This is a genomic window from Yersinia ruckeri ATCC 29473 (genome assembly GCF_000754815.1).
Classification (GTDB): Bacteria; Pseudomonadota; Gammaproteobacteria; order Enterobacterales; family Enterobacteriaceae; genus Yersinia; species Yersinia ruckeri.
Genome location: NZ_KN150747.1, coordinates 2,809,441 through 2,834,877, shown reverse-complemented (window position 1 = coordinate 2,834,877; position 25,437 = coordinate 2,809,441). Strand labels below are relative to the sequence as shown.

Genomic DNA, 25,437 nt, shown 5'->3' with positions numbered 1-25,437 from the left:
GCATACAAAATACTGATACTAAAAATAAGATTGTCGGGTTTATCACAATTTCATGGCTGATAAACCCGATCCCCGTTGTCGGCGCGAAATGCCTTTATTCTTGATGCTACCGGGTTTAAATGTTAAAAAGCCGCCGCGGCTTTATTTACGGACAGTCAATTTTTCTCGCCTGGTGCGGGCAAAATTGCGGCAGAGGATACGATGCAAGAGCAGTTAGAAGAATCAACCCTTAAACGCGGGTTAAAAAATAGACATATTCAGCTTATTGCACTAGGCGGTGCAATTGGCACCGGCCTATTCCTCGGAATAGCGCAAACGATTCAAATGGCCGGCCCCTCGGTTATTTTGGGGTATGGTATCGGTGGTTTTATCGCCTTCTTGATTATGCGCCAGCTTGGTGAAATGGTGGTTGAAGAGCCAGTAGCCGGTTCATTTAGCCATTTTGCCTATAAATATTGGGGCGATTTTGCGGGCTTTTTATCTGGCTGGAATTACTGGGCAATGTTCATTTTGGTGGGCATGGCTGAATTGACGGCTGTTGGCATCTACATCCAGTATTGGTGGCCGGAAATACCGACTTGGGTTTCTGCCGCGATTTTCTTTGTCGTTATCAACGCCGTTAACCTGATCAATGTACGGATATACGGTGAGACTGAATTCTGGTTTGCTATTATCAAAGTGGCCGCCATTATTGGAATGATTGTATTTGGCGCTTATTTGTTGGCGTCAGGTTCGGGTGGCCCCGGAGCGTCAGTAACCAACCTCTGGGCGCAGGGTGGCTTTATGCCACACGGCATCAGTGGGCTGGTGATGGCGATGGCAGTGATTATGTTCTCCTTCGGTGGACTGGAGATGGTCGGTATCACCGCCGCCGAAGCTGAAGATCCGCGCCACAGTATCCCGAAAGCCACCAATCAGGTGGTATATCGAATTTTGATTTTCTATATCGGCTCATTATCCGTACTGTTATCACTGTATCCCTGGACCAAAGTGGTCGAAGGTGGCAGTCCATTTGTGATGATTTTCCATGCATTGGACAGCAATCTGGTGGCGACCATTCTCAACGTGGTGGTTCTGACTGCGGCATTATCGGTGTATAACAGCGGTGTTTATTGCAATAGCCGGATGCTGTTTGGCTTGGCGACACAGGGCAATGCACCTGCTGTGTTGACCAAAGTGAACAAGCGCGGCGTACCGGTGCTTTCCATTGCATTATCGGCATTGGCCACATCCGCTGGCGTATTGATTAACTACATTATGCCTGGTAAAGCATTCTCCCTGTTAATGGCATTAGTGGTTTCCACGTTGGTGATCAACTGGGTGATGATCTGTCTGGCGCACCTTAAATTCCGGGCGGCAAAAGTGCAGGAAGGGGTTGAACCAAGCTTTAAAGCGCTTTGGTATCCGTTCGGTAATTACCTGTGTCTGGTTTTCCTCAGCTTGATTCTGGTCATCATGTATATGACGGAAGGCATCCGTATATCCGTACAACTGATGCCTATCTGGCTGTTAATGTTATGGGTCGGATTTTTGCTAACCCGGCGTAAAAAATCACACGATTAAGTGATAATCGTTTTTTTCGGTAGTTTCAGCCCGCCTATCGGCGGGTTTTTTTATGGTTGAAAGCCGTATACTAGTGTTCATCTCTCACTACAAGGCATTATCAAGCCGACTGCAGGGATAATAAAACTTAGGTCATAGGACGAGGCGACTGGTTTATTTTTCGCTTGAGAGAATGCTACAGGGACTATGGTGGTGTAGCACTTAATAGGCAGGTTGTATCACTCTGATATGATTTGAGAATGATTCTCGATAGTGAAGTTAAATCTATTTAAAATAGCGCGTTGATTGCAGATGTTATTCGCTGCACTTCAGGGGATGACTCCCCCGAATATAACCAATAATGGTTAGAACCTCCATCGCATCCAGGCAAAGAGTACATTACCATTATTATGAGTTCCAGGGATGTAGGTTGCCTGCAAGGCGAATTTATTATATTCAACGGAGACTAACGGCAAAGGTAAAGGCAGTGGAATGTAATAATACTCATGGCGTGCAGTGATACTGAGGGTGAAACCGGCACCAAATCGCCAACCGTCCATATCTCCCGGTATCCACATTTTCTGATAGCCATAACCGATAATCGGTTCTACTTTATTATGTGAATCCATAAAAGCCATCGCATAAAGTGAATGCCAGTTGTTATTCTCATCATAACGGTACTTGCCGAAACCAATCCCCCAAGGATTTTCGTTATAAGAGTCAATTTTATCCTGGCTGTAGGTCCAGCGGTTATGCCAAGTCAGCACCGGGACATACAATTCACTGCCGGGAGCATCCCACGTCTGCGTGACATTATCTTTAAAACGTTGCCACAGGCCACTGCTTTCCCCATTAACAGCATCAGGGCGGGTCTGTATGGTTTGTGGCTCACCGTAAGCAGGAAATGCCATGGGCAACAGACTCGGCGCGACAAGGGCGGCACTGATTACAGCAACTTTATATTTCATAATGGGATCTCTGCTACGGATAAACCAACCGGGCGTCTGTACGGAGCCGCTAATCCAGTGTTTATCAAAATGGTAGAACGATAATATGTGAAAAATCATTGTTGGAGATAATCCTATTATTAGACAGGATTTATACGAAGCTCGAACAATCTATTTTATGAATAAACAAGGGAGGGAATTCTACTTATAAATACAGGAATAAAAAAGCTATATATATCCAGAATAGGTTGTTCATTTAGCTTTTGTGTAAGATTAACTGGCATTGTCGCTTTTTGTCAGTTGATTAAAAATGGTACTTTTCTGTGTGTTTATGCGCCCCAATAGGTCGTATTTTTCCGCGTCATGATAGTGCATAACTATTTTAATGAAAGAATGGTAGAGTTGGAAATGTTGAGCCAGTAATTGAAATTGAATACATTGATCGCAGTTTGGAATAATGTCTAATTTAAATTTATATGCTGTTATGAATATGTTTTCCGGATATTGTGTGGATAACCAGAATCACATCTTTTGAACAAAAAAACCAGGCTGTCATCTGCTGATCATGAGTGCCCATTTGCTTCAACATGAGAATAACTAAGGGTTTAACCTACTAAAATTTGAAAATTTCAACTGAGAGTGAGCTTTGTGCTATCACTCTGGAGGTAAGGAAATATATATTCATTTTTTATTTATCCAAAGAAGGAAATATTCATTCAGGTAGCATTGGTTAAATTGTAACCTGATTGAAGTCATCAATAGTGAGGAGGGATAGATATTATAAAAATAGTTAGCGCGATTGTTAAAATTAAGAAAAAAAGCGGTTCGTTAGTATAAAAAAATAAAGCAGAAATTACGATGACCTTCAACAAATTTCAGCATATTTAAGCAGTGTTTGTGATCGAGTGGCTCAAATATGTGCGACAAGCTCGTGGTTGATTAAAAATGGCTTGCCAACGAATTCAGAGTATGTGATAACGCATATGGGTAAAACGAGGTACAGTTCTGTATATGTGTGGCATTTTCAGTAAAGAAGTTCTGAGTAAAGACGTTAGCGTTGAATACCGCTTCTCTGCCGATCCTTATCTTAGTGCCTCAAGCAGTAACGACTCTAGTTTGTCTATGTAACGCCTCCGGGCGAGTTAAACAATCCAAAGGAAATACTCAAGATGGCTAAGATTAAAGGTCAAGTTAAGTGGTTCAACGAGTCTAAAGGTTTCGGTTTCATCACTCCAGCTGACGGCAGCAAAGATGTGTTTGTACACTTCTCTGCAATCCAGGGTAACGGCTTCAAAACCCTGGGCGAAGGCCAGAACGTAGAGTTCGAAATCCAAGACGGTCAGAAAGGTCCGTCTGCAGTAAACGTTACTGCAATCTAATTCAGCTCTAGCTGAAAAAAAACCCGCCTACGTGCGGGTTTTTTCGTCTGTGTCGAGTCAGGTTCAAGGTTGAATTATCAAGCCTGAATATTGATTCCTGCCGCTGATCCCAGGGTGGCTAGGATCACGTGCTCGCTGGTTACTGTTACGACGAAAACTGGTGTATTTGAACGGTATCGCTTCGATTTGTTCACCCGATACTGACTGGACTGAGACAGTCTCCGCCAAAGTGCATAGGGTACAGCTGCCAACGCGATCAACCTGATAAAATCCGAGAGACTGCAACTGATATTCGGCAATCGCTGTGAGGTTGAGATGACGGTAGCGCGGTGAGATCACGGTGGCAGGCACCGACATTTTTTCAATAAACTGTGCAACCAGTTGTTCCGTGACTTCATAACAGCAGGAACCCACCGCCGGGCCAATGGCGACCACCCAGTCGTTCAATGAATCCTCACGCGCAATACGTTCGGCCATTTTTTGCAGTATTCCATCCAGTAAACCGCGCCAGCCTGCATGAGCGACGGCAATTGCTTTTCCATCTCGACGGCTGAAAATAACGGGCAGACAATCCGCTGTCAGCACGGTTAATAGCACCCCCGGCCGAGTGGTATACAAGCCATCAGCTTCACCGCAAATCTGATTTGGCTCCGTGACATCGACAATACGCGTCCCATGTACCTGTTTTTTCTCCGGCAAACTAGTGCGAAAAGGTTGCAGAACCACCGGCAATAGCGCGGTTTTACTACCAAAACCATGGAGGATTCCGGGAATAGGAGTGAATATGCTGGATACATCAGTCATGTAAATAATATCGCCTTTGTGGCTGGAGAATGGCTCAGTGTAGGACGATTTTTCCCTTTCTGGCTACTGGCTGTGGGTTTATTCATCGGAATAACGTGGTTGCTTGCGCTTTGTTGCAAAATAAGTGGTCTTGTATCACTGTTTCTTCCCTGTAGGTACCCTGGATCGGGTTTAATGAGCAGCCAAAGTGGCGAACCCCACAGGAAAATGGATGATTTCTAAAGTGAATGTTGAAACAAACAATTTTATTCGCTGGCGTTTTAGTTTGTTGTGCGGCTGTATTCTTTTATCACTATTAGGCTTACTTGGTCGGGTGGCCTGGTTACAGGTTGTTGAGGCGGAGTCCTTGGCAAAGGAAGAGAACCTGCGTTCCGTTCGAGTGATGACCACGCCGAATATGCGCGGCATGATAACCGATCATAATGGCCAGCCGTTGGCTGTCAGTGTACCGGTAGATGCAATCTGGGCCGATCCCCAAGTGGTGCTGGATAAGGGGGGGGTGGGAAAGGGCCCACGTTGGCAAGCGTTAGCTCAAACTCTGCACCAATCGCTGACCGAAATTGCCAGCCGGATTAATCAGAGCCCCACGGGGCGTTTCGTTTATCTGGCCAGACAAGTGGAGCCGACTTCTGCCGATTACATCCAACGCTTAAAATTGCCGGGTATTGCCTTACGGGCAGAGTCCCGCCGCTTTTATCCTGCGGGTGCGACGGTGGCAAATCTGGTCGGTTTTACCAATATCGACGATCAGGGTATTGAAGGCATCGAAAAGAGTTTTAATCAGTTGCTGAGCGGCACCGCAGGCCATCGGGTGGTACGTAAAGATCGCTATGGTCATGTGGTTGAGGATATTTCGGCCACCGACAGCCATCCCGGCCAAAATGTTCAACTGAGCATTGATGAGCGTTTGCAGACTGAGGCTTCCCATGCTTTAACTAACGCGGTGTTATTTAACAAGGCTGAATCAGGATCGGCGGTGCTGGTGGATGTTAATACGGGGGAGGTTTTGGCGATGGCCAATTACCCAACCTATAATCCGAATAATCGTGCGGATACGCCGACGGAGAATTTCCGTAATCGGGCGATTAGCGATATTTTCGAACCCGGTTCAACAGTTAAGCCGATGGTGATAATGACGGCGCTACAACGTAAATTAGTCAAGCCGGACAGCGTGCTGGATACCCATCCCTATACTTTGAGTGGCCACCAGATCCGTGATGTTGGTTTTTATCCGACGCTGTCGTTGACCGGTGTGCTGCAAAAATCCAGCGATGTTGGTGTATCCCGCTTGGCACTGGCGATGCCAGCCTCAGCATTGCTGCAAACCTATGGATTATTCGGGCTGGGAAAACCGACGGAATTGGGGCTAACCGGAGAAAGCAGTGGATTGATGCCGCAGCGCCAGCGTTGGAGTGATCTGGATCGTGCCACTTTCTCATTCGGCTACGGTTTGATGGTTACACCACTGCAATTGGCTCGGGTTTACGCGACTATAGGCAGTTACGGTATTTATCGACCACTATCGATTACCAAAGTAGATCCACCGGTAGTCGGTCATCGAGTGATGCTCGCTGAGCGGGTAAAAGAAGTTGAATATATGATGGAAAGCGTGGCGTTACCCGGCGGCGGCGGTGTGAAGGCGGCCGTTCGCGGCTATCGCGTGGCGGTCAAAACCGGGACTGCGAAGAAAATTGGTCCTAACGGACAATACATTGATAAATATGTGGCTTATACCGCTGGCGTTGCGCCAGCCAGCCAGCCACGTTTTGCGTTGGTGGTGGTGATTAATAATCCGCAGGGAGGGAAATATTATGGCGGGGCGGTAGCGGCTCCGGTATTCAGCGAGATTATGGGGGAAATCTTACGTACTATGAACGTTGAACCCGACGCTTTACCTACCCAGGCGCTGCGACACAGCTAAGATTGAAGCACAATGAGTCGCTCCGGCTTGCAACGGCGTGGGGGGTTCTTTAGACTAGCGCCGCCTTAGTTTTTCCCTGCCATTTGGAAATATAACCATGTCTTATCAATGTCCTCTTTGTCATCAGGCGCTACAGCTTAATCAACAACAGTGGCGTTGCAGCAATAATCACCAGTTTGATTGCGCCAAAGAGGGTTATGTCAATTTGTTACCGGTGCAGCATAAAGGCTCAAAACAGCCGGGAGACAGTCCAGAGATGATGCAGGCACGACGTGCGTTTCTGGATGCGGGTTACTATCAGCCATTGCAACAGCGAGTGGCCGCCTTACTGGATGAGCGTTTGTCGTCAGAAGCCAAAATATTACTGGATATTGGCTGTGGCGAAGGCTATTACACCGCTGCAGTAGCGGAACGTTTAAATCAGCAGCGAACGATGCAGGTTTACGGTTTAGACGTGGCGAAAGTGGCGGTACGCTATGGTGCGAAACGTTATCCGTCGGTCAATTTTTGCGTGGCATCCAGTCATCGATTGCCGTTTGCCGATGCTTCACTGGATGCTGTATTACGGATTTATGCACCCTGTAAGGCAGAGGAACTGGCTCGTGGGGTGAAAAGCGGGGGCATTGTGGTGACGGTGTCTCCAGGACCACGCCATTTGTATCAATTAAAAGAGATCATTTATCCGCAGGTGCAGTTGCACGCGGAGAATGATGAACAACTTTCCGGTTTTGAATCGATTAGCAGTGAGTCCTTGGCTTACCCGATGATTTTACCGGGCGCGCAAGCCATGAATTTGTTACAGATGACGCCGTTTGCTTGGCGAGCATCAATAGAAATGGGGCAGGCATTGGCCGCGATGGACAATTTCGCCTGTGAGACGGATTTTATTATTCGCGTTTATCAGCGTCAGGCCGAAGCCGTCGAGCTATCAGAGAAACCCGTGACGTGGTGATGGTGAACTGGGGAATAGCGGATAGCGGATAGCGGCAACATGATATTTCACTGATATAACGGCGAGAATCAGATTAAACATAATAATTTGATTTTTGCTCTTCATAATAATAAGCGGAATATTGGCATTTAAGTTAAATTGTCAGTAATCATTGTTTAATGCTATTTTTTTCGTAAAGAGTACAGAAGATATAATTAATCTGCTAGCCAGAGCGCAAACATAAGTTGGCGCTATCTGGCTTGATTGTCAGCAAGTGAATGTGCTTTTATGATTATGTATTTAAAGGGTTTTTAATAATACTGTTACTTTGAATCCAAATTTCTCCATGTGCGTCCACCGGACTCAGTCACCAGGATGGAAGGGACGAAGCGGATTTTTTCGGCAACTTGTAATGCTAAATCGGCGACTTCCTGTTTATTCAATGAGCCACTACCATAGTTATATTCACCATCGGGCAATTTATAAACTTTCTCTCTACCAATTAATCGGGTAAATCCAGCTTCGGTCATTTTTTCATTAAGAGATTGATAATCGCCGTCCTCAGCATTATGCAATCTAACACTCACAGTAAAGTAAGGCATAGATATCCTTTGGATTTTTACGGAATAATCTTCTGTATATCATGACGCTATGTTTTTTATTATGACCGAGATCGAATTGCTGAAAATTCAATGAATACGGTTAGGTATGGTTGGCTAAATAACCGACAATATCAGACTGATATATGGCTTGAACTCTGACGCTCTGTCGGTTTTCACCGCTGTGACACCGGGTGTTATTAATCTCACTCGTTGTTCTGGATCATTAGTTTAGCATGAAGCGTAGAACCTGGGCGCTAATATAAAGACCGACACCGAATGAAGTGTGAGCAATTAGGCTACGTCGGCGCGCCACATTAGGTTGCGGGAGACGAGAGGCCGCGATGCCGAAGCCAAAACCCGGTTGCATAATAAAAAAGGGAGCCACTATGCTGATGATGCCAACAATCAGCGCGGGGAGAAAGGTTGGTTCTACAAGCCATCCGGGGCCGGTGGCGGTAATCAGTAAAAATGAAAAAATGATGCCAATAGCATAATGTGCCAGCCAGCCTACCAGCACTTCTCCCCTGACTGCGTTTGCCTGCAGTATGGTGTGATGCACGAATTGTCCCCGCGACATATGACCTAACCAGCGTCCGACCAGCCGGTAATCAAGAGAAGGAATATTGAGCAAGCGTTTTTGCAGGATCGCCCAGATATCCATAATTAAGGTTGCCCCGATTCCAATAGCGACTGCTTGTAACGTAATATCCATTTCAGCTTCCTTTTTCATCAATCATAAGATTACAGGCTTCCTATACTCACCGAGAGGGTGACAATTTAGTCTGGTTCCCGCTGGCTGGTCGGGTACGGTTTTGATAAGATAACCTTCAATTAATAAATTGAATAATGGGGTAATGATTAACCTATGTCAACCAACAACGAGAACATTAACCACCCAGTGTTTCATGAACTTGCAGAGGTCACACGCTCCCTGGGAAATGCACACCGCCTTATTCTTCTGGAGCATATTTCCCAAGGTGAACGCTCGGTGGAAAGGCTGGCTGAGTTGGCCAACATATCCATTGCCAACGCCTCCCAGCATTTGCAGCATCTCAAACGTGTTGGATTCGTTCAGGCACGTCGTGATGGAAAAAATGTGCTCTACAGCCTTGGCCGTGGGCCAGTGCAGAATTTGTTGACGGCCATTCGCCAATATGTGGAATATCGGCATAATGAAATGAGTAACTTTGTGTCAGAAACCTTAAATCAGCGTGAGCGTTTTGAGTCCGTTTCGCGTGAGGAATTGCTGAATCGCCTCAACGAAGGTGATGTCACCTTGCTGGATGTGCGTCCTTATGAGGAATTCAGTCACGGCCATTTGCCTGGTGCAATAAATATTCCTGTGGAGCAGCTTGAGGGGCGCCTCTCGGAGTTACCTCTAGCTCAGGATATCGTTGCTTATTGTCGTGGCCCATACTGTGTCCTTTCGGTTAACGCGATGAAGGTGCTGCGGGAACATGGTTACAATGTCCGCTGCCTTGAAGATGGGTTTCCCGAGTGGAAAGCGGCGGGACTTGAAGTACAAAATCATCGCTGAACGTCCCCAGTGCTGTAATAAATCGCCATGGCCTGAGGCAGGCCATGGCCTAAGTATTAACAGGGTGATTTGATGTTCCGGTAACAGAGAATGGCTGCCATCGCGGCCACAACATAAATACAGCCCGCCGTACCAAAAGCCAAGCCATATCCGTCAATGACATCGACCTGCGTAGCCGCCACTGCCATCAATGCCGCCAGACCCATTGTTGGACCCAGTTCCATCGCCGTATTCATCACACCACCGGCCAGCCCTGCCTGGTGTAGGGGAATATTGGCTGTGGCGAGCACAGCGCTGCCTGAAAAGACCAATGAAGCCCCTGCGGGGAGAATGAAAAGCCCGGGTAGTAATCCGGTCATGTAATCCGTTTCTGGGTTGATCATTGCCAGAAGAAACAGTCCCACTGCGCTGATTAAGAGTCCGACAATGGTAACGGTGAGGGCGTGATAACGTGCAATAAGTGTTCCCGCTGCCCGATTCATCACCAGTAGACCAAGGGTATAGGGAATAAATGCCATTGAGGTGGCTAGCGGTGGCCAACCTTGGAATTGTTGCAGATATAGGGACAGTAGAAATGTAATTAGCCCCATTCCTGCCGCAGCCAGCAAAATCCCCGCGAGGCCGATAGCTCGGGCGGGATTGTGGATAAATCGCGGAGGAAGTAAGGGAAATGACACCCTTTTTTCAACGCTAAGGAACGCAACGAACAGCAGCAGTCCGACCATTACGGAGCCCCAGACGATGGGGGCTGACCACGGATATTCACCGCTGAAAATCAGGCCAAAGCTGAACAGGGAAATACCACTGCTGGCGAGTAATGCGCCGCCAAGATCTAGCCCAGGCTGGGCAGATGTTTTCTCTTCGGTCGCTACCATGACTTTACGTACAATTACCAAGCCCACGAATGCCACCACCACGGGAATGATGAACATCCAGCGCCAAGATAGCCAGTGGGTAACAATACCGGATGAGAGAAAACCTGCGGCTCCCCCAAGCACGGAGACACCGCCCCAGGTTGCCATGGCGCGTCCGAAATCAGCAGAATCAGGATACAACTGGCGTAACAGTGCCATCAGTGCTGGTGCTGTCATTGCCGCCCCTGTTCCCTGAATGAACCGGACTACCACGAGTGTCCAATAGTCGGGTACAAACATCCCATACAGCGAGGCCGTACCAAAAAGTATCACCCCTAAGGTGAACATTTTTCTTCCACTGTAACGGTCTGTCAATCGGCCACCCAATAGCAGCAATCCACTGAATGGCAGCCCGTAGCCAGCGCTGACCAGAACCAGTTCCGCTTGAACCAGCCCGAATTCCGTCCCAATAGCCGGTAGCGGAACACCGATCATGACAATAGTAAAAATCAGCGTCGCTTGGATAACGGCGAGGGTTGAAAACAGTAACCTGACATTGTTCACCGGAGCATCCTGCGATCCTGACGTTCTATTGTGAGATGCGGCAGCATTGTCTGTTACTACAGTAAATCCATCATTCATATGAATACCTCATTGAACCAGAGTTTAGCGACTGTCAGTCCAGAGCTTGGAATCGTGGGAATCCGTCAGCATCCGTTAAATAGTCATTCCGCTTATATATTGAATGATTAATTCAATTAATACAATCATTCAATTGACACATTGAATGATTAGTGTGGCTAATACAGACAGGTAACTGATTCGGGTGAAAATTAATATAATAACCAAAGTAATACGTGGAATAACCAGCATGATCATTCAAGCGATAGGTTGAATAATGAATTAATGATTGATCAGTTGTCAACGAAATGGGTCATGTGGGAATTAGATGAATGATAAATTTTATTTATATTAATATTTATCTTAAAGAACTTTTTGGCTACTTTTGGCGGGGTGACTAAACAAGATTAAAAAATATTTATATAAAATACAGTGAGTTGCAATAAAAATCCTAAGCGTGATTTTTTTGTTAATAAATGGTTATTTACATTACCAGTTAATGTTATTAAATCTTGACGCAATCCAAAGTGCGCGGTACGATTCAAACACTCAATGTTCTTATTGAGTGTTTGAATAATAAAACGACATATCTGTTCAGGCTTTCTGATAATTACTGGCTGGGCAACTTGGCGATACTTTATCTATCGCTAACTTTATATCTATTAGAAAAATTTTATCAATCAGGGACGTAACATTAATTCAAGCGGGCCTAAACGTAACTAAACACTGTCTTCTTTGGTTATTTATAGGTAAACACAGATGAGTGGAGTGAATTATGAAAATGATGCGGGAAGCTACCGATAAATTAGGTCTGACCCTTTCTCTAGATAATGATGTGCCAATTGTCCTTCAGTATGATTCAAATAGCGATAATGTTGCACTTAACCTGACAGCATTAATGTGTGGGATTCTTCCGGCTGGCGAAATAAATTATTCTGATAACAGAAGAGAAGAAAATGATAGCGAACCTTTCTCCCTTACCGATATCCAGTACGCTTATCTGATTGGCCGTAATGCAGCGATCCCATTGGGCGGTGTACCGGCTTCTCATTATACGGAAATTGAGGTTTATAACCCGGATTTTGACCGATTGAATGATGCATTAGGCCGCGTTATTGCTTGCCACCCGGTAATGCGTTCAGCCCTGACAGATAGCGGGCGCCAGCGTTTTTTACCCGCAATGGGTGATGATGTTATCCCGTTAATTGACTGTAGTGGACAGGATCCTCAGTCGGTGCATGATCAGGTCGGAAAGACCCGTATCGAAATGATTGAAGCCATGCGAACCCAAGGCAATGTACGTCCGTTTGATATTCGTGCAACCCAGATAGGAAATAGAAATATCAGACTTCACCTGTGTTTTGATTTAATGTTTTTCGATTTACACAGTATTAAAATTATTATGCGTGACTGGTGGGAGTTTTATGAAAATCCCGAAATGCAAAAAACTGAGAGTCGCCTTAATTTTAGCGACTATATCTCTCTTGAAAAAGAACTCCAGAAAAGCCAACAGGGAGAGCGGGACAAAGCATACTGGATCAATAAAATTAAAAATATTCCGGGTGCACCTGAACTTCCTCTTCACCAATCACCGGAGTTAATCAGACATCCCGTCATTAAAACCCTGAAAAAAGAAATACCGTTCGAGACGATTAACAAACTCCGGCATGCCGCGGCTCAAAATGGCATCACGCTGGAAGTGCTGTTCCTCGGCGTCTATACGGAAGTGCTGCGTCAATGGTCCCGCCGTCAGGATTTCACGCTCACCCTGACCCAAAATGGCCGACGTGCCTATTCAGAAGACATTACTCATATTACGGGTAATTTTTTACAGTCATGTCTGCTTTGTGTGAACAGCCCATCCTCTGACTCGTTCGCCGAACGGCTGGTCAGTCTACAGACGGAACTGCTGCTTAATCGTTGGCACTCATCTTTTAATGGCATTCAAGTCTTACGTGAAATGACCCGACTCAATAGCGATGGCCGAGCATTCTCACTGCCAGTCGTATTCAGTAATACGCTGAATGCCGAGTTGGAAGACATTGTTTCTGATGATCTTTGGCGAAATGCTGCTCGTATCGTTCATACCGCCACGCGCACGCCGGGTGTTTGGCTTGAAAACCAGTTGATGCGCATTAATGGTGAACTGGTCATGAACTGGAATTATGTTGACGGCCTTTTCCCTGATGGCATGGCCGAGGCGATGTTTGAGGCGGCAGACAAGTTGCTTTGTGCTTGTGCAGATAACCCGTCAGTCTGGTCCCAGCGTCACAGCATGGTGACGTTGCCAAAGGCTGATGAAAAGGCACGTCTGGACGCTAATGCGACACAGTATCACTTGCCACCGACGCTCCTGCATGAGTCCCTCCTGGATGCTGCCCGCCGCTTCCCAGACAAAACGGCCGTGCTACAAGGGACGCGTGAAGTGAGTTACCGTGAGTTAGTGACCGCCGCTCATGATATTGCCACACAGCTTCATGCGCAGGTGGATATCAATCCCGGAGATATCATCGCAGTCTCGCTTCACCAAAGCCCAGAAATGCTGGCGGCTATCCTGGGGGTGCTGATTGCTGGTGCGGCATATGTTTCTGTGGATCCGCAGTTGCCAGAGCAACGTCAACATCGCCTTATCGAACGCTGTGCCGCGAAAGCCGTACTGACCTTTGATGGTAACGTCGCGGTACAAGGTATGGTCATTGTTGTGACCACTATCGTTTCGGGCACTCTCCGTCCTTTGCCCCCAACGCCGCGTAAACAGTCACCGGATGACCTGGCGTATGTGATTTTTACATCAGGCTCTACTGGGGAACCCAAAGGGGTGATGATCAGCCATACAAATGCAGTCAATACAGTTGCTGACATCAATCGACGGTTTAGTGTTAATTCCCAGGATCGAGTCTATTCCATTGCACCTGCTGGATTTGATCTCTCTGTTTATGATTACTTCGGCGTACTTGGTGCCGGTGGCAGCATTCTCTTTGCTGCTGAGAACGAGCCAGCCGATCCCGGTCTTTGGGCTGAACAGATCGTTAAACAGGGCGTCACGCTCTGGAACACTGTCCCTGCACCGGTAAAAGCGCTGTTTGAGCGGGCGGGTGAACAACTAAGAGACAGTTCACTGCGTCTTGTTCTGATGAGTGGAGACTGGATACCTGTCGACCTTCCCGATCAAATTCGCCATGTTTCAGAGAAAATTGACGTCATCAGTCTGGGAGGTGCAACCGAAGGGTCGATCTGGTCGATTGTCTATCCGGTACAAACGGTGGATACCACCTGGAAAAGTATTCCCTATGGTAAGCCGCTCGCTAACCAACGATTCCATGTACTCAATGAGTGGCTTGAACCTAGCCCTAAATGGGTTACAGGTGAGATTTTTATTGCTGGTGATGGCGTTGCTCAAGGGTATCTGGGTGACGATGAGAAAACCCAGGCGCGCTTTTTCCAGCATCCTCGGACGGGAGAGAGACTTTACCGAACGGGTGATCTTGGTCGCTATATCAACGAGGGTCTTATTGAAATCCTTGGTCGTGAGGACAATCAGGTCAAGATTAATGGCTACCGCATTGAACTGGGCGAGATTGAGGCGGCACTTCTGGAACATCCATCGGCCAGTCATGTAGTGATCAACGCGGTGACGCATCCTAAATCAGGGCAGAAACAGTTGGCGGCTTACATTGTTGCCACTCATTCTGCTGGCTATGACAAGAACCGGCTTGAAAACGAACTTCGGGAAACGGCAATGGCGACGCTGCCATCCTATATGGTGCCGATGTGGTTTGTTCTGCTGGATGAAATGCCTCTGACCCCAAATGGCAAGATTGATCGCAACGCGTTGCCTGCGGTATGGGCTGATAGTGTGGCAGAAGACAGTCGGAATGTACCTGCCGATGAGACGGAAACCCGCCTCTATTCAATTTGGGCGGCACAGCTTCAGCACAGCGATTTTGGCGTAACTGACGGCTTTTTCGATATTGGCGGCGATTCGCTTCATGCGGTAAGCCTGTTGAGCGCGGTTCGTCAGTCTTTCCGCGTCAGTCCGTCCAGCGAGCAGGATATGATCGAAAGTCTGTTTATGAATGCTTCGGTGCGCGACTTCTCAAAAATTCTTGCGGAAGTGACCCTTGATCCTGAGGAAGCCTTGTCATGAGTCAGGATATGGGATTGTCCCACTATGACTATATTGTGGTCGGGGGCGGCACTGCGGGATGTGTTATGGCATCCCGGCTTTCTGAAAATAGCGCGAAGTCGGTTTTGTTGATTGAAGCAGGCCTTGATTCCAATGCTGACGACCATAGCAGTCCGCTGAACGATGCCTCGCGGTTGGTACTGGAAAACTATAACTGGGAATATGAAGCCAATGTACGCGGTGCCGAACGGCTGTCGCGCTTTTTACAACCGGATGCCGAATCTCATGCTCCGCGTGACAGAAGGAAACCTTTTGGTTATCGGCTGGGGAAAGTGCTGGGGGGATCATCGGCAATCAACGGTGCTGTCGCGTTGCGTGCTTTCCCACGAGATTTTGCGTGCTGGGTCGATATGGGATGCCCGACTTGGTCATGGCAGGATGTGCTGCCTTGGTACCGAAAGCTGGAAAATGACCGTGATATCGCGGACGAGACACTGCACGGGCATGCTGGCCCACTGCTGTTGCGGCGGCCTACTGCGGAAGAAACTCTACCGTTGGAAACGGGTTTTGCCAGCGCCTGCGTCAGTCACGGCATTCCTTGGGTTGAGGACTTTAACACCGGTGAGGACGCGGCAGTAGGTGCGGTGCCCGCCAATGTGCTTCAGGGCGCAGAACGGTTTGATTTTTGTCGGGCTTATCTCACTCCAGCCCGAATGCGCAGTAATCTTCAGATCATGACGGAAATGACTGTAGAACGCGTTCTTTTTGCTAATGGCGCAGCCACTGGTGTTGAAGTACACAGAAATGGAAAATACCAGACACTCTCTGCGAGCCGGGTCGTACTCTGTGCCGGTGCTATCGGTTCCGCCGCTCTTCTCCAGCGTTCTGGTGTGGGTGATAGCGAACTGCTGCATAAACTGGATATTCCGGTCGTGGCGGATATCCCTGCAGTGGGAAACAACCTATCTGATCACGCCTCAGTGGTGATGTGGGCGCTTCCCCGAGCCAGCAACAGTAAGGTGAAAACCCCTTGGCGGCAAACGGCGGCTCGAATGAGCAGTGGCTATGATGAGCAACTTGATGTTCAACTGGGATTGATGAACAACGTGGCCAGCGACACCGTGCCTGGCTTCCATAACCGTACAGAATACCCCTTTCTGGTCGGTGCATCGGTCATGCTGATGCGGCCTAAAGCGAAAGGGCGAGTGTTTATCCGCTCTAGGGACAGCGATAAACTGCCCGCGATTGATCTGCCTCTGTCGCAAAATGAGGAGGATGTTCAGCGGCTTGTCGGTGGCGTGCGCCAAATGTGGCAACTGATCAATCATCCAGAGGTCAGTGTCTGCCTGGAGGGCGTCCAGTTCTGGCGCGAATCAATGATGGGAAATGATGAAGTGATGCGCAATGCCATCATAAACCTCGTCAGTCCTGGATGGCATGCCTCCGGCACCATCCGAATGGGAACTTCCGCCGATCCAGAAAGTGCAGCCGATAAAAAAGGGAATATTCATGGGCTCCGTAATATTACGGTGGCCGATGCCTCACTCTTCCCTTGCATCCCTTCTATGCCAACGAATCTGACTACGGCGATGGTGGCAGAGCGAATCGCCTCATTCTTAATGGAGGAGAATGTATGATGAATTTATCATCCGGGCGAGTGGTTTACGCTTTCCCTCATGCTGGTGCGGGTACCGGTGTTTACCGACATTGGCTGAGCCGTTTTAACGATGAAAGTAAACTGGTATTCAGTCCCGTTGGGATTCCGGGTCGGGACAGACTCAGTCGTGAAAAAGTGATCGATGACCTGGCGGTGTTGGCGAGCCGTATCAGCGCCGATATCTACGCGGATTTTACCCAGCGCAAAAAAGCCGGCATCACAGAGTTTGCCACTTTCGGCCATAGCTTTGGTGGTGTTTTGAGTGTCATCGTTAGCCATCTGCTGGCAGATAAATACGCTATGAACCCGGTGTTTTCAGTGGTGTCCGGTTCCATTGCACCGACGGCTCAGGCGGAAGATGATCGCTACTTGTGGTCTGACGAAAAAATCCTCGAGAAAATGCGCGCAGATAACGGCACACCTGAAAGTATCCTGCGCGAACCAGCCATCGCTCGCCGGCTAGTGACAGCACTACGAACTGACTACATCTTGCGTCAGCAATTCTTGGCATACCGGGATATGCGTGTGGAGCAGCCACTATTGCTCATTTCTGCGGATAAGGATGAGCATGTCACCGCGCAAATGCAGTTAGCCTGGCTTAACCACACACGATCTCGCGTCAGTATCACCGAGATCCAGGGTGGCCATTTTGCTGTCTATGACAATTTTAACACCGTCCGCACGCTGCTCTCGCAATCTTCAGTTGAGCACAATGTGTCAATTCCTGCATAAGAGTTCTGAGGTTTAGATGGATAACAAGGAATTATCAGCGTTTCGTGCATCCTGCCGGACGTTTCTGGAACATGAGGCTAAACCCTATCTTTCCGTATGGGAAAAGGAGGGCCTCGTCAGTCGTGATTTTTGGCGACATGCGGGTGAGGCAGGGATTCTGGGCATCGGTGTATCCGGGCGATGGGGCGGGCAGAACCAAGCCGATTATCAATATGCCTCAGTGCTCACTGAAGAGTTGATCCGTGCTGAAATGACGGCGCCAGTCGTGATTGCACACAATGATGTGATTGCCAGTTACATTGATGCACATGGCACCGACGAACAGCGCGATCGCTGGCTGCCAGGGCTGTGTAAGGGAGAGTTGATCGCTGCCATCGCGGTCACTGAACCTAACGGGGGTTCTGACTCGGCTGATTTGGAAACCACGGCTGTCAGGCAGGATCAGCATTATGTCGTCAACGGTCAAAAGTCCTTTATCACTAACGGCATCAATGCCGATCTGATCCTGACGGCGGTCAGAACATCGAAAGCAGAGCGCGGGCGGGGCATCAGTTTGCTGGTCATCGAACGTGATACAGCAGGATTTACGCGGGGAGCGCCACTGAAAAAACTGGGTTGGCATGCCAGTGATACTGCCAATCTTCATTTTTCAAACTGTCTAGTTCCCTGTAATAACCTGATAGGAAAGGAAAATATAGGTAACTTTTATTTTATGGGCGGTATGCCAAGGGAGAGACTGAGCATCTCGACGGTGGCCGTTGCTACCGCCGAACTGCTCCTCGAACGCACGCTCGAATGGGTTAAAAAACGTCACGCTTTTGGTCAACCCGTGGGGTCATTTCAACACAACAGGTTTCGGCTGGCAGAGTTGGATACCAATGTGAGGATTGCACGGATCTATCTGAACGATGCCATTGATAAGTTCAACCGTCGCGAGCTTAACGTTGCCGATGCGGCAAGGATCAAACTTTGGACCACCGAGCTACAGATCCAGGTTGCCGATCAGTGTATGCAGTTGCACGGCGGCGCGGGTTATCTCAGTGACTCCTTCATCGGAAAGACTTGGGTAAATAGTCGCGTCCAGACAATTTACGGCGGAACCAGTGAAGTGCTCAAAGAATTTATCAGTAAGTCTATGGGGCTTTGATTGCACCATTATTTCTGGAGATGAGTGATGAAAAATGTAGTCAAAAGCACCGATAAGGCATTCAGTGTACACCTTGCCACGCCCGCTGAATGGCAAAGCGCGGTTGAAATGGCCCGTAACGAGCACTGGGATTTGGGTCATGGTGATGACCGTATTTTCCTGAATGTGGATAAAAATGGTTTTTTCATTGGCCGTACCGAGGGGCGGATTGTTGCCTCAATTTCTATTGTGAATTTTGATCCAGGCTATGCCCACTTGGGACACTATATTGTTACACCAGAATACCGGGGAAAAGGCCTGGGTCTTGAGCTGTGGACTGCGGCAATCGAACATGCCGGGGAGCGTTGTATCGGTCTGGACGGTATGCCGATGCAGGAGGAAAACTACAAAAAATGGGGATTCCGTACTCATTATCACACCTATCGGATTCAGGGGCGGGCCTCTGGTATTGCCATCAAGGCTGACAATATCAGCGAGGTGAGCAGCCATCATCTTTCTGCTATTGCTGATTTTGATACCTCGTTTTCCGGTTGTAACCGGGCTAGCCTGTTGTCCTCTTGGTTTACTGCTGATAACCGTCAGGGATTCGTGGTTACGGAAGGCGCATCAGTAAAAGGTGTCATTGCCTTGCGTCCCTCGGATGAGGGATATCGCATCGGGCCTTTCTATGCCCCGGATGAAAATCATGCCATTGCATTGCTGCAAACAGCGCTGGGAGCTTTACCGAAGAATGCTCTGGTGACGCTTGATGTCCCAGAGCAGGCGGGTGCCACTCTTGATGTTCTGAAAGTCGCTGGATTTAGCCCGCTTTTTCATACTTGCAGGATGTATCGCGGCACCCCCCCTGTCAGCTATCAAAAAGGCAACAATGCTGTAGCTTCACTCGAATTGGGTTGAGATTCAGCCCTATCGGTACAAAAATCCGTATGTTATGGAGAAAAATCATGTCCGAGCAAACCCCTACATTGTTTGAATGGATGGGCGGTAGAGAAGTCCTGCTGAAGTTAATGACCGTCTTTTATGCAAAAATCGAGAAAGATGAACTGCTGGCACCCATGTTTGTGCACATGCATGCCGATCATCCAGAACATGTCGCTATCTGGCTGGAAGAAGTTCTGGGCGGGGAGGCAAACTATACCGCGCACCGAGGTGGTTTTAAAGGCATGGTGGCCAAGCACCGTGGTAGGGCTATCCAACCTGAGCAGCGTAAGCGCTGGGTGGACTTGATGATGGAATGTGCTGACGAGGTGAATCTCCCTGCTGATCCGGAGTTTCGTTCAGCCTTTGCCGGTTATATTGAGTTTGGTTCCCGCCGTGCTCAGGCTAACTCCCAACCGAAGGCCGAGCGTTCGAAGCGAGAAACCGTCAAACTTTGGGGCTGGGGTGAGGCACCTCCGGGTACGCCTTAAGTCCATCAGTGGGTGAACCTTGCGTTCACCCCTTACTGCCACACGAATAAAGGTCAAGATAATGGAAAAGAAACGCATTCTGGTGGGCGCAACCGGATCGGTGGATATTACACTTCTGCCCGGTTACCTCCGCGCGATCAAGGCCAGCATTGACTGTTCGTTGACTTTGCTCATGACACCGCAGGCCACAGGATTTATTCCGGCTGAAACCATGAGGTTGTGGGCTGATCGGGTGATTGCGGGTGAGCGACCTACGGATTGGCCAACAGATAAACCGTCAAAGATCGTGGCTGATCATGACATTATGTTGGTTCTGCCTGCCACGGCGAACACCCTGGCTGATGCCGCGCAAGGGGCTGCGCCTAACCGTCTGACAACGGTGATTCTGGCATCCGATTTCCCCGTGTTGTTTTTCCCTGTGATGGGGGCTGTCATGTGGGATAAACCCGCAGTACAGCGTAATATCCGCCAACTAAGGGAAGATGGCTACGAGGTATTAGAACCGGAGTGGCACGAGAATTATGATACGGCGCTCGGAAAGAAGGTGAGTCATCCTTCGCTTCCGTCAGCCAGCACCTTGGTGAGTCTTCTGATCGAACGCCTTTGATGCCCCCTACGCCGGAGGGTAATGATATCTCCCTTCGGTGTCATATCATCGATTCACGTGCTGGCTGCCGAGGAATAGTCTGCGGTTTAGGCGAGTTTATATAAATGTTCGTATAAAATATTAAAACCGATACCTATCAGAATGATACCACCAATAATTTCTGCTCGTTTCCCCAACAGCGGGCCGATATAGCGACCTATCAGCATACCCAACGTAGCCATAATCATGGTTGCCATGCCAATCGCCATGGCGGTATGTAGAATATTAACCTGTAAGAACGCCAGCCCGACACCGATAGCCATTGCATCCAGACTGGTGGCGATAGCGGTCATGACCAGCACCCAAAAACTGTGGCGTCTGACCTGCGGTTCATCTTCAGTGGGCCCTTTGCAGCCTTCAATGATCATGCGACAGCCGAGAATAAACAGCAGAGCAAAGGCGATCCAATGATCCCATTCCATAATGTATTGACTGGCAAATAGGCCGATACCCCAGCCAATTAACGGCGTAATAGCTTCAATCACGCCGAAAATTAATCCGGTACGAATAGCTTCACGAAAACGGGGTTTATACAGGGTGGCACCTTTGCCGATAGAGGCAGCAAATGCATCCATTGACATGGCAAAAGCCAGAATAAGCGTTGCGGATAGATTCATGATAAATAGTCTCGGCCGGGTGGCTCCATATACACGCAACCCACCCCCAACCTTACGACGGAGTTACGTGTCTATGGTCTCGCCAACCTTATCTGGCTGCCCGCACCACGTTTCGATGAATGAAACGAGTATGTTGATACGGGCGTTTCTGAATTAATGCTTCAGAAACCGGCTACTCCCCATTGAACGGCGCAACCTTAGCATATTCATTCAGGATCAAACAACAATTAATAAATAATAACTCCATGGTTGGTAATGATATTTATTTCTATTATCAATGGGGTGAGAAATGAGGTTATTTAAGTGCCAATAATAATATGGATATACGCAAGAAATAGAATGTTTGCTGTCGGAAAATTAATCACTTTGAAGGCATTTTAATCTTCCCTTAGCTTCGATAAATAGTATTAGCCTTGATTTTCAAGGAAAAAATTATAGATCTTTTCAAGGTCATCCAATTGTGTCACTTGAATCAGTAACCGACGTTTTTCTAAATCGATAACCAAAATACCATCTTCGGATAAATTCATGGTCTTTATCCGGTTATATTCTATAAACGCGTTAGCGTAAAAGAACCCAGTGGATTTAAACAATAACTTGGGCCAACGGATAAAGGATATATACAGTGCAATTAATGCAAGGCCAAACAATAAATAGGTGGTGAGTGGGGTGCCATTGGCCACCACATTATTATAAATCAAAATGGCTATTAACCCGACAAAGATCAGACAGTCAAGTTTATTCTTGCGTTTCAGACGAATGGCAAGCAGGGTTTTTCCCTTGCGTGTATTCATCATGAATTCGTCGTAAATCGCGTAAGCTAACAGCAGGGCAATAAAAACGACCAAAACAATATCGGTAACCGACATGTCATTACTCCTGGAAAAAACAACCGGGGGCGAACCCCCGGTTTGATACTGACATCAGATAATCGGTAGAAATTATGGTGCGAGGAAGCCGATCCAGTAGCCGAAGATACCGATGGCGAAGAAGCCCATAATAATCCACAGTGCGTTAACTTTACGGCGCAAGAGCCACATACAGCCGAAGGTTAACAGTAGCGGAACCAACCCTGGCATTAACTGATCCAGAATGGTTTGTACCGTAGTGACCGTTGTTTCACCGGCTGGATTGGTAATGCGTGACACCACCACCGGAATGTTAACGTGTGTCCACTTATTGACCAACGCCCCCATCACAAACAGGCCGAGAATTGACGCCCCCTCAGTCAGTTTTTGCAGGAAGCCGCCGCCCATATCGTTAACGATATTGACCCCTTTCTTATAACCGTAAGCCACGCCGTAATAACGGGTTAACAGGCGTACCAGGTTAAACAGAACGAAAAACAGGATCGGACCGAGCAGGCTACCGCTCATCGCAATACCGGCACCCAATGCGGCAAACACCGGACGGACAGTTCCCCAGAAGATTGGGTCACCGACACCGGCCAACGGCCCCATCAGACCGACTTTAATACCGTTAATGGCCGCATCGTCAATCGGTGCGCCGTTAGCCCGTTGTTCTTCCATTGCCATGGTGACACCGAGTACCGGAGCCGCGACGTAAGGTTGGGTATTAAAGAATTCCAGATGGCGTTTGATGGCCTGTTTGCGATCGTCGTTATTCTCTGGATACAGGCGACGAATCACCGGCACCATTGAGAAACAGAAACCCAGTGCCTGCATACGTTCGAAGTTCCACGATCCCTGGAATAGGTTAGAGCGTAAGAACACAGCGCGAACGTCGCTGGCCGTGAGTTTCTTTTCACCAGTCGTTGTTGTATCAACCATTTCTCTCACCTTCGCTTAGTCTAATTCGTTATCAAGATCGTTATTGGCAGATGCCGGACCAGACTGCACAACCTGAGATTTGTTGTATTTCGGGCTGAGCTGAATGTACAAAACGGCCATCACAACACCAATCACACCCAGTGCAACCAGGTTGAAGTTGGTGAAGGCTGCGGTAACGAAACCTAAGTAGAAGAACGGCATCAGATAGCCAGCACGCATCATGTTGATAACCATGGCGTAACCAACCACAACGATCATACCGCCGGCGATATTCAGACCGTTGGTGACCACTTCAGGAATAGCGCTAAGCAGAGATTGTACTTCTGAGGTTCCGACAGATAGGGCAACGATCAAGGCTGGAATGGCGATACGCATCGCCTGTAAGAACAGGGCAGAGATATGCAACCAGGTAATAGCGCGCAAACTACCACGTTCTGCTGCACTATCTGCTGCGTGCTGGAAGGCCACGGTGACAGTACGAACGATGATAGTCAGAACCTGACCGGCTGCGGCTAACGGGATTGCCAGGGCGATACCTGCCCCGATGCTTTGACCGCCAGCGATAACCAAAATGGTAGAAATGATCGATGCGAGGGCGGCATCAGGGGCAACGGCAGCACCAATGTTCATCCAGCCCAGAGCGATCATTTCCAGCGTACCACCGATAATAATACCGGTTTTCATATCGCCAAGAACGATACCGACTAAGGTACAGGCGACGAGGGGACGGTGAAATTGGAACTCATCCAGAATGGAACCCATCCCGGCAATACAGGCAACGATAAATATCAGCACAATCTGAAGAGTTGTGATCTCCATTGTACTTCTCCTATGACCAAAAAAAGCTGAGTAAAATAACCCCGTTCAAACAGAACCGGACATAAACCTTTCTGTGTAGTTATTTATAGAGCTAATTAGTTAAGTTTAGCGATCAAATCCATCATTTTTAACCGGCTATCCGAAGAAACTTTACGGACTTCCAGTTCAATGCCACGTTCATTTAATTTCTTAAATGCATTGATATCTTTCTCATCAACGGAAACCGCATTGTTGACCTGCGTTTTACCCTGACGGAATGCCATACCACCAATGTTGATCGATTTGATCTCCACGCCACCTTCAACGAGTCGCAACACGTCAGTTGGGTTGGTGAATAACAGCATGACTCGATCTTTGGCATATTTAGGGTTGTTGTAGACCCGAATGGCTTTTTCCACATCAACGACGTGAGCGGTAACACCCGGAGGGGCAACCTGAGTCAGTAGGGTCTTGCGCATATGGTCGGCAGCAACTTCGTCACTGACCACAATAATGCGGTTTACGTTGGTTTCTTTGGTCCAGCGAGTCGCAACCTGGCCATGGATTAAACGGTCATCGATACGGGCTAGCCCGATTTTCATATGGTCGTTCGGGCCCAAAGGTGCCGTCGGTGCTGACGGCATTTTGGCAACGGGTGCAATCTGTTGCGGTTCGGGCTTGCTTTCCGGTTTGGCTTTCAGGGCTTTCACCCCTTCGCGACCGGTTTCTACTGCGATGCCAACCAATTCTGCGAAGGACGGATTATCATCTCGCGCCATAAAGGTTTCAGCCAGCATTGGAACGTTAACCCCAGTGATGACTTCATAATTCTCTTTATCGACTGCGATACGACTGGCAGCATTAAAGGGACTGCCACCCCAGGTATCAACCAGGAATAAGACACCTTTGCTGGTATCCAATCCGGCCAACTTTCCGGTGTATTTCTCTATAAGCGTTTCGGCATTCTCACCGGGAACGAAATCGATAAAAGCGACGTTTTGTTACTCGCCCAATATCATTTCCGCAGTACGCAGTAGCTGTTCAGCCGCCGCCCCGTGTGTGCCGATGATAATAGCTATACTCACTCGCTACCCCCTCAGTTAACTCAGGATTGAGTTCTGGCACGTAATAAAAATCAATGACTACTGGCGCGTCCCTGCGGTACATATTGAAACTATGATGATAGTCGCTAACATCATTATCCGCCGATGATTTGTTCCTGCGTCTCATGAATCGATTCAGGTCATAAGTACACTCCAGTCGGCTGGTATTTATTTTAGTCAGTGAAAAAATAAATTATGTGACGGTGCTCATTTATTGGGACATGTAATGATTGTTTCGGTCTGGTTGGGTAATTAACCAGCAACAGTGTGATTA

The 25,437-nt window shown here is 48.1% G+C and carries 22 protein-coding genes, 1 pseudogene and 1 riboswitch; of the genes and pseudogenes, 13 read left to right on the top strand and 10 right to left on the bottom strand.

The window, feature by feature from the left end; translation table 11 throughout:
• Positions 1 to 201 precede the first annotated feature (201 nt).
• Positions 202 to 1,563, top strand: a complete 1,362-nt coding sequence (locus tag DJ39_RS12625; protein ID WP_004721353.1) for an amino acid permease — start codon at positions 202 to 204, stop codon at positions 1,561 to 1,563.
• Positions 1,564 to 1,907: 344 nt separating this feature from the next.
• Here DJ39_RS12625 and pagP read toward each other — a convergent pair whose 3' ends face one another.
• Positions 1,908 to 2,510, bottom strand: coding sequence for a lipid IV(A) palmitoyltransferase PagP (gene pagP / locus DJ39_RS12620; protein WP_038243412.1), 603 nt, complete (start codon positions 2,508 to 2,510; stop codon positions 1,908 to 1,910).
• Between the two features lie 990 nt (positions 2,511 to 3,500).
• Between pagP and DJ39_RS17550 the strand changes: the two genes are divergently transcribed.
• Together DJ39_RS17550 and cspE are read left to right on the top strand one after the other, a co-directional pair.
• Positions 3,501 to 3,617 carry a DUF2627 domain-containing protein gene (locus DJ39_RS17550; RefSeq protein ID WP_002211058.1) on the top strand — a complete coding sequence of 39 codons (117 nt, stop codon included), beginning with the start codon at positions 3,501 to 3,503 and terminating at the stop codon, positions 3,615 to 3,617.
• Between the two features lie 41 nt (positions 3,618 to 3,658).
• A complete protein-coding gene (gene cspE / locus DJ39_RS12615) occupies positions 3,659 to 3,868 on the top strand; it encodes a transcription antiterminator/RNA stability regulator CspE (protein ID WP_038243301.1) in 210 nt (69 codons plus the stop codon).
• 63 nt (positions 3,869 to 3,931) lie between these two features.
• Here the strand turns inward: cspE and pgeF are convergent, their stop codons facing one another.
• Positions 3,932 to 4,672 carry a peptidoglycan editing factor PgeF gene (gene pgeF / locus DJ39_RS12610; RefSeq protein WP_004721343.1) on the bottom strand — a complete coding sequence of 247 codons (741 nt, stop codon included), beginning with the start codon at positions 4,670 to 4,672 and terminating at the stop codon, positions 3,932 to 3,934.
• Positions 4,673 to 4,883: 211 nt separating this feature from the next.
• On the opposite strand from pgeF, the gene ftsI reads away from it, so the two are divergent.
• Positions 4,884 to 6,593, top strand: coding sequence for a peptidoglycan glycosyltransferase FtsI (ftsI, locus tag DJ39_RS12605; protein WP_004721342.1), 1,710 nt, complete (start codon positions 4,884 to 4,886; stop codon positions 6,591 to 6,593).
• A gap of 97 nt (positions 6,594 to 6,690) precedes the next feature.
• The gene (gene rlmA / locus DJ39_RS12600) at positions 6,691 to 7,545 is read left to right on the top strand and encodes a 23S rRNA (guanine(745)-N(1))-methyltransferase (protein ID WP_004721339.1); all 855 of its coding nucleotides are present in this window, start codon (positions 6,691 to 6,693) and stop codon (positions 7,543 to 7,545) included.
• Between the two features lie 302 nt (positions 7,546 to 7,847).
• Here rlmA and DJ39_RS12595 read toward each other — a convergent pair whose 3' ends face one another.
• Both DJ39_RS12595 and DJ39_RS12590 read right to left on the bottom strand, forming a co-directional pair.
• Positions 7,848 to 8,126: a hypothetical protein gene (locus DJ39_RS12595; RefSeq protein ID WP_038243309.1), complete on the bottom strand. Its 279-nt coding sequence runs from the start codon at positions 8,124 to 8,126 to the stop codon at positions 7,848 to 7,850.
• 223 nt (positions 8,127 to 8,349) lie between these two features.
• The gene (locus tag DJ39_RS12590) at positions 8,350 to 8,838 is read right to left on the bottom strand and encodes a DUF2938 domain-containing protein (RefSeq protein ID WP_099511597.1); all 489 of its coding nucleotides are present in this window, start codon (positions 8,836 to 8,838) and stop codon (positions 8,350 to 8,352) included.
• 153 nt (positions 8,839 to 8,991) lie between these two features.
• Between DJ39_RS12590 and DJ39_RS12585 the strand changes: the two genes are divergently transcribed.
• The gene (locus DJ39_RS12585) at positions 8,992 to 9,663 is read left to right on the top strand and encodes an ArsR/SmtB family transcription factor (protein ID WP_038243312.1); all 672 of its coding nucleotides are present in this window, start codon (positions 8,992 to 8,994) and stop codon (positions 9,661 to 9,663) included.
• A 56-nt stretch (positions 9,664 to 9,719) separates the two neighbouring features.
• On the opposite strand, the gene DJ39_RS12580 is transcribed toward DJ39_RS12585, so the two are convergent.
• On the bottom strand, positions 9,720 to 11,159 hold the full coding sequence (locus tag DJ39_RS12580; protein WP_080547544.1) for an MFS transporter: 1,440 nt from the start codon (positions 11,157 to 11,159) through the stop codon (positions 9,720 to 9,722).
• 754 nt (positions 11,160 to 11,913) lie between these two features.
• Between DJ39_RS12580 and DJ39_RS12575 the strand changes: the two genes are divergently transcribed.
• The 7 genes from DJ39_RS12575 to DJ39_RS12545 all read left to right on the top strand — a co-directional run bounded on the left by DJ39_RS12575 (position 11,914) and on the right by DJ39_RS12545 (position 20,816).
• On the top strand, positions 11,914 to 15,285 hold the full coding sequence (locus DJ39_RS12575) for a non-ribosomal peptide synthetase (RefSeq protein WP_004721331.1): 3,372 nt from the start codon (positions 11,914 to 11,916) through the stop codon (positions 15,283 to 15,285).
• On the top strand, positions 15,282 to 16,901 hold the full coding sequence (locus tag DJ39_RS12570; RefSeq protein WP_038243318.1) for a GMC family oxidoreductase: 1,620 nt from the start codon (positions 15,282 to 15,284) through the stop codon (positions 16,899 to 16,901). The genes DJ39_RS12575 and DJ39_RS12570 overlap by 4 nt, the downstream gene beginning before the upstream one ends.
• The gene (locus DJ39_RS12565; RefSeq protein ID WP_230596568.1) at positions 16,898 to 17,653 is read left to right on the top strand and encodes a thioesterase II family protein; all 756 of its coding nucleotides are present in this window, start codon (positions 16,898 to 16,900) and stop codon (positions 17,651 to 17,653) included. Before DJ39_RS12570 ends, DJ39_RS12565 begins: the two co-directional genes overlap by 4 nt.
• 16 nt (positions 17,654 to 17,669) lie before the next feature.
• Positions 17,670 to 18,800: an acyl-CoA dehydrogenase family protein gene (locus tag DJ39_RS12560; RefSeq protein ID WP_004721325.1), complete on the top strand. Its 1,131-nt coding sequence runs from the start codon at positions 17,670 to 17,672 to the stop codon at positions 18,798 to 18,800.
• 27 nt (positions 18,801 to 18,827) lie between these two features.
• Positions 18,828 to 19,697, top strand: coding sequence for a GNAT family N-acetyltransferase (locus tag DJ39_RS12555; RefSeq protein WP_102778894.1), 870 nt, complete (start codon positions 18,828 to 18,830; stop codon positions 19,695 to 19,697).
• A 47-nt stretch (positions 19,698 to 19,744) separates the two neighbouring features.
• The gene (locus DJ39_RS12550; protein ID WP_038243320.1) at positions 19,745 to 20,209 is read left to right on the top strand and encodes a group II truncated hemoglobin; all 465 of its coding nucleotides are present in this window, start codon (positions 19,745 to 19,747) and stop codon (positions 20,207 to 20,209) included.
• Positions 20,210 to 20,270: 61 nt separating this feature from the next.
• A complete protein-coding gene (locus DJ39_RS12545; RefSeq protein WP_004721320.1) occupies positions 20,271 to 20,816 on the top strand; it encodes a flavoprotein in 546 nt (181 codons plus the stop codon).
• Between the two features lie 86 nt (positions 20,817 to 20,902).
• On the opposite strand, the gene mntP is transcribed toward DJ39_RS12545, so the two are convergent.
• From mntP to manX, 5 genes and pseudogenes are all read right to left on the bottom strand, one after another.
• Positions 20,903 to 21,472 (bottom strand): manganese efflux pump MntP, encoded by a 570-nt coding sequence (gene mntP, locus DJ39_RS12540; protein ID WP_004721318.1) that lies wholly within the window; start codon positions 21,470 to 21,472, stop codon positions 20,903 to 20,905.
• A 12-nt stretch (positions 21,473 to 21,484) separates the two neighbouring features.
• A riboswitch (yybP-ykoY riboswitch) is annotated at positions 21,485 to 21,665 on the bottom strand.
• A 214-nt stretch (positions 21,666 to 21,879) separates the two neighbouring features.
• Positions 21,880 to 22,341 (bottom strand): DUF986 family protein, encoded by a 462-nt coding sequence (locus DJ39_RS12535; RefSeq protein ID WP_004721314.1) that lies wholly within the window; start codon positions 22,339 to 22,341, stop codon positions 21,880 to 21,882.
• Positions 22,342 to 22,413: 72 nt separating this feature from the next.
• On the bottom strand, positions 22,414 to 23,262 hold the full coding sequence (locus tag DJ39_RS12530; RefSeq protein ID WP_004721312.1) for a PTS mannose transporter subunit IID: 849 nt from the start codon (positions 23,260 to 23,262) through the stop codon (positions 22,414 to 22,416).
• A gap of 15 nt (positions 23,263 to 23,277) precedes the next feature.
• Positions 23,278 to 24,081 (bottom strand): PTS mannose/fructose/sorbose transporter subunit IIC, encoded by an 804-nt coding sequence (locus DJ39_RS12525; RefSeq protein WP_038243323.1) that lies wholly within the window; start codon positions 24,079 to 24,081, stop codon positions 23,278 to 23,280.
• Positions 24,082 to 24,176: 95 nt separating this feature from the next.
• Positions 24,177 to 25,145 (bottom strand): annotated as a pseudogene (manX, locus tag DJ39_RS12520) (PTS mannose transporter subunit IIAB).
• Positions 25,146 to 25,437: the final 292 nt, after the last annotated feature.

What these genes read in the sequence shown, in the direction of transcription:
- pgeF (WP_004721343.1), bottom strand. Translation starts at nt 4,672, where the DNA reads ATGACTGATGTATCCAGCATATTCACTCCTATTCCCGGAATCCTCCAT.
- rlmA (WP_004721339.1), top strand. Translation starts at nt 6,691, where the DNA reads ATGTCTTATCAATGTCCTCTTTGTCATCAGGCGCTACAGCTTAATCAA.
- DJ39_RS12525 (WP_038243323.1), bottom strand. Translation starts at nt 24,081, where the DNA reads ATGGAGATCACAACTCTTCAGATTGTGCTGATATTTATCGTTGCCTGT.
- DJ39_RS12550 (WP_038243320.1), top strand. Translation starts at nt 19,745, where the DNA reads ATGTCCGAGCAAACCCCTACATTGTTTGAATGGATGGGCGGTAGAGAA.
- DJ39_RS12595 (WP_038243309.1), bottom strand. Translation starts at nt 8,126, where the DNA reads ATGCCTTACTTTACTGTGAGTGTTAGATTGCATAATGCTGAGGACGGC.
- DJ39_RS12530 (WP_004721312.1), bottom strand. Translation starts at nt 23,262, where the DNA reads ATGGTTGATACAACAACGACTGGTGAAAAGAAACTCACGGCCAGCGAC.
- DJ39_RS12545 (WP_004721320.1), top strand. Translation starts at nt 20,271, where the DNA reads ATGGAAAAGAAACGCATTCTGGTGGGCGCAACCGGATCGGTGGATATT.
- DJ39_RS12560 (WP_004721325.1), top strand. Translation starts at nt 17,670, where the DNA reads ATGGATAACAAGGAATTATCAGCGTTTCGTGCATCCTGCCGGACGTTT.
- DJ39_RS12590 (WP_099511597.1), bottom strand. Translation starts at nt 8,838, where the DNA reads ATGGATATTACGTTACAAGCAGTCGCTATTGGAATCGGGGCAACCTTA.
- pagP (WP_038243412.1), bottom strand. Translation starts at nt 2,510, where the DNA reads ATGAAATATAAAGTTGCTGTAATCAGTGCCGCCCTTGTCGCGCCGAGT.
- DJ39_RS12535 (WP_004721314.1), bottom strand. Translation starts at nt 22,341, where the DNA reads ATGTCGGTTACCGATATTGTTTTGGTCGTTTTTATTGCCCTGCTGTTA.
- DJ39_RS12565 (WP_230596568.1), top strand. Translation starts at nt 16,898, where the DNA reads ATGATGAATTTATCATCCGGGCGAGTGGTTTACGCTTTCCCTCATGCT.
- mntP (WP_004721318.1), bottom strand. Translation starts at nt 21,472, where the DNA reads ATGAATCTATCCGCAACGCTTATTCTGGCTTTTGCCATGTCAATGGAT.
- DJ39_RS12625 (WP_004721353.1), top strand. Translation starts at nt 202, where the DNA reads ATGCAAGAGCAGTTAGAAGAATCAACCCTTAAACGCGGGTTAAAAAAT.
- DJ39_RS12555 (WP_102778894.1), top strand. Translation starts at nt 18,828, where the DNA reads ATGAAAAATGTAGTCAAAAGCACCGATAAGGCATTCAGTGTACACCTT.
- DJ39_RS17550 (WP_002211058.1), top strand. Translation starts at nt 3,501, where the DNA reads ATGTGTGGCATTTTCAGTAAAGAAGTTCTGAGTAAAGACGTTAGCGTT.
- ftsI (WP_004721342.1), top strand. Translation starts at nt 4,884, where the DNA reads ATGATTTCTAAAGTGAATGTTGAAACAAACAATTTTATTCGCTGGCGT.
- DJ39_RS12580 (WP_080547544.1), bottom strand. Translation starts at nt 11,159, where the DNA reads ATGAATGATGGATTTACTGTAGTAACAGACAATGCTGCCGCATCTCAC.
- DJ39_RS12570 (WP_038243318.1), top strand. Translation starts at nt 15,282, where the DNA reads ATGAGTCAGGATATGGGATTGTCCCACTATGACTATATTGTGGTCGGG.
- cspE (WP_038243301.1), top strand. Translation starts at nt 3,659, where the DNA reads ATGGCTAAGATTAAAGGTCAAGTTAAGTGGTTCAACGAGTCTAAAGGT.
- DJ39_RS12575 (WP_004721331.1), top strand. Translation starts at nt 11,914, where the DNA reads ATGAAAATGATGCGGGAAGCTACCGATAAATTAGGTCTGACCCTTTCT.
- DJ39_RS12585 (WP_038243312.1), top strand. Translation starts at nt 8,992, where the DNA reads ATGTCAACCAACAACGAGAACATTAACCACCCAGTGTTTCATGAACTT.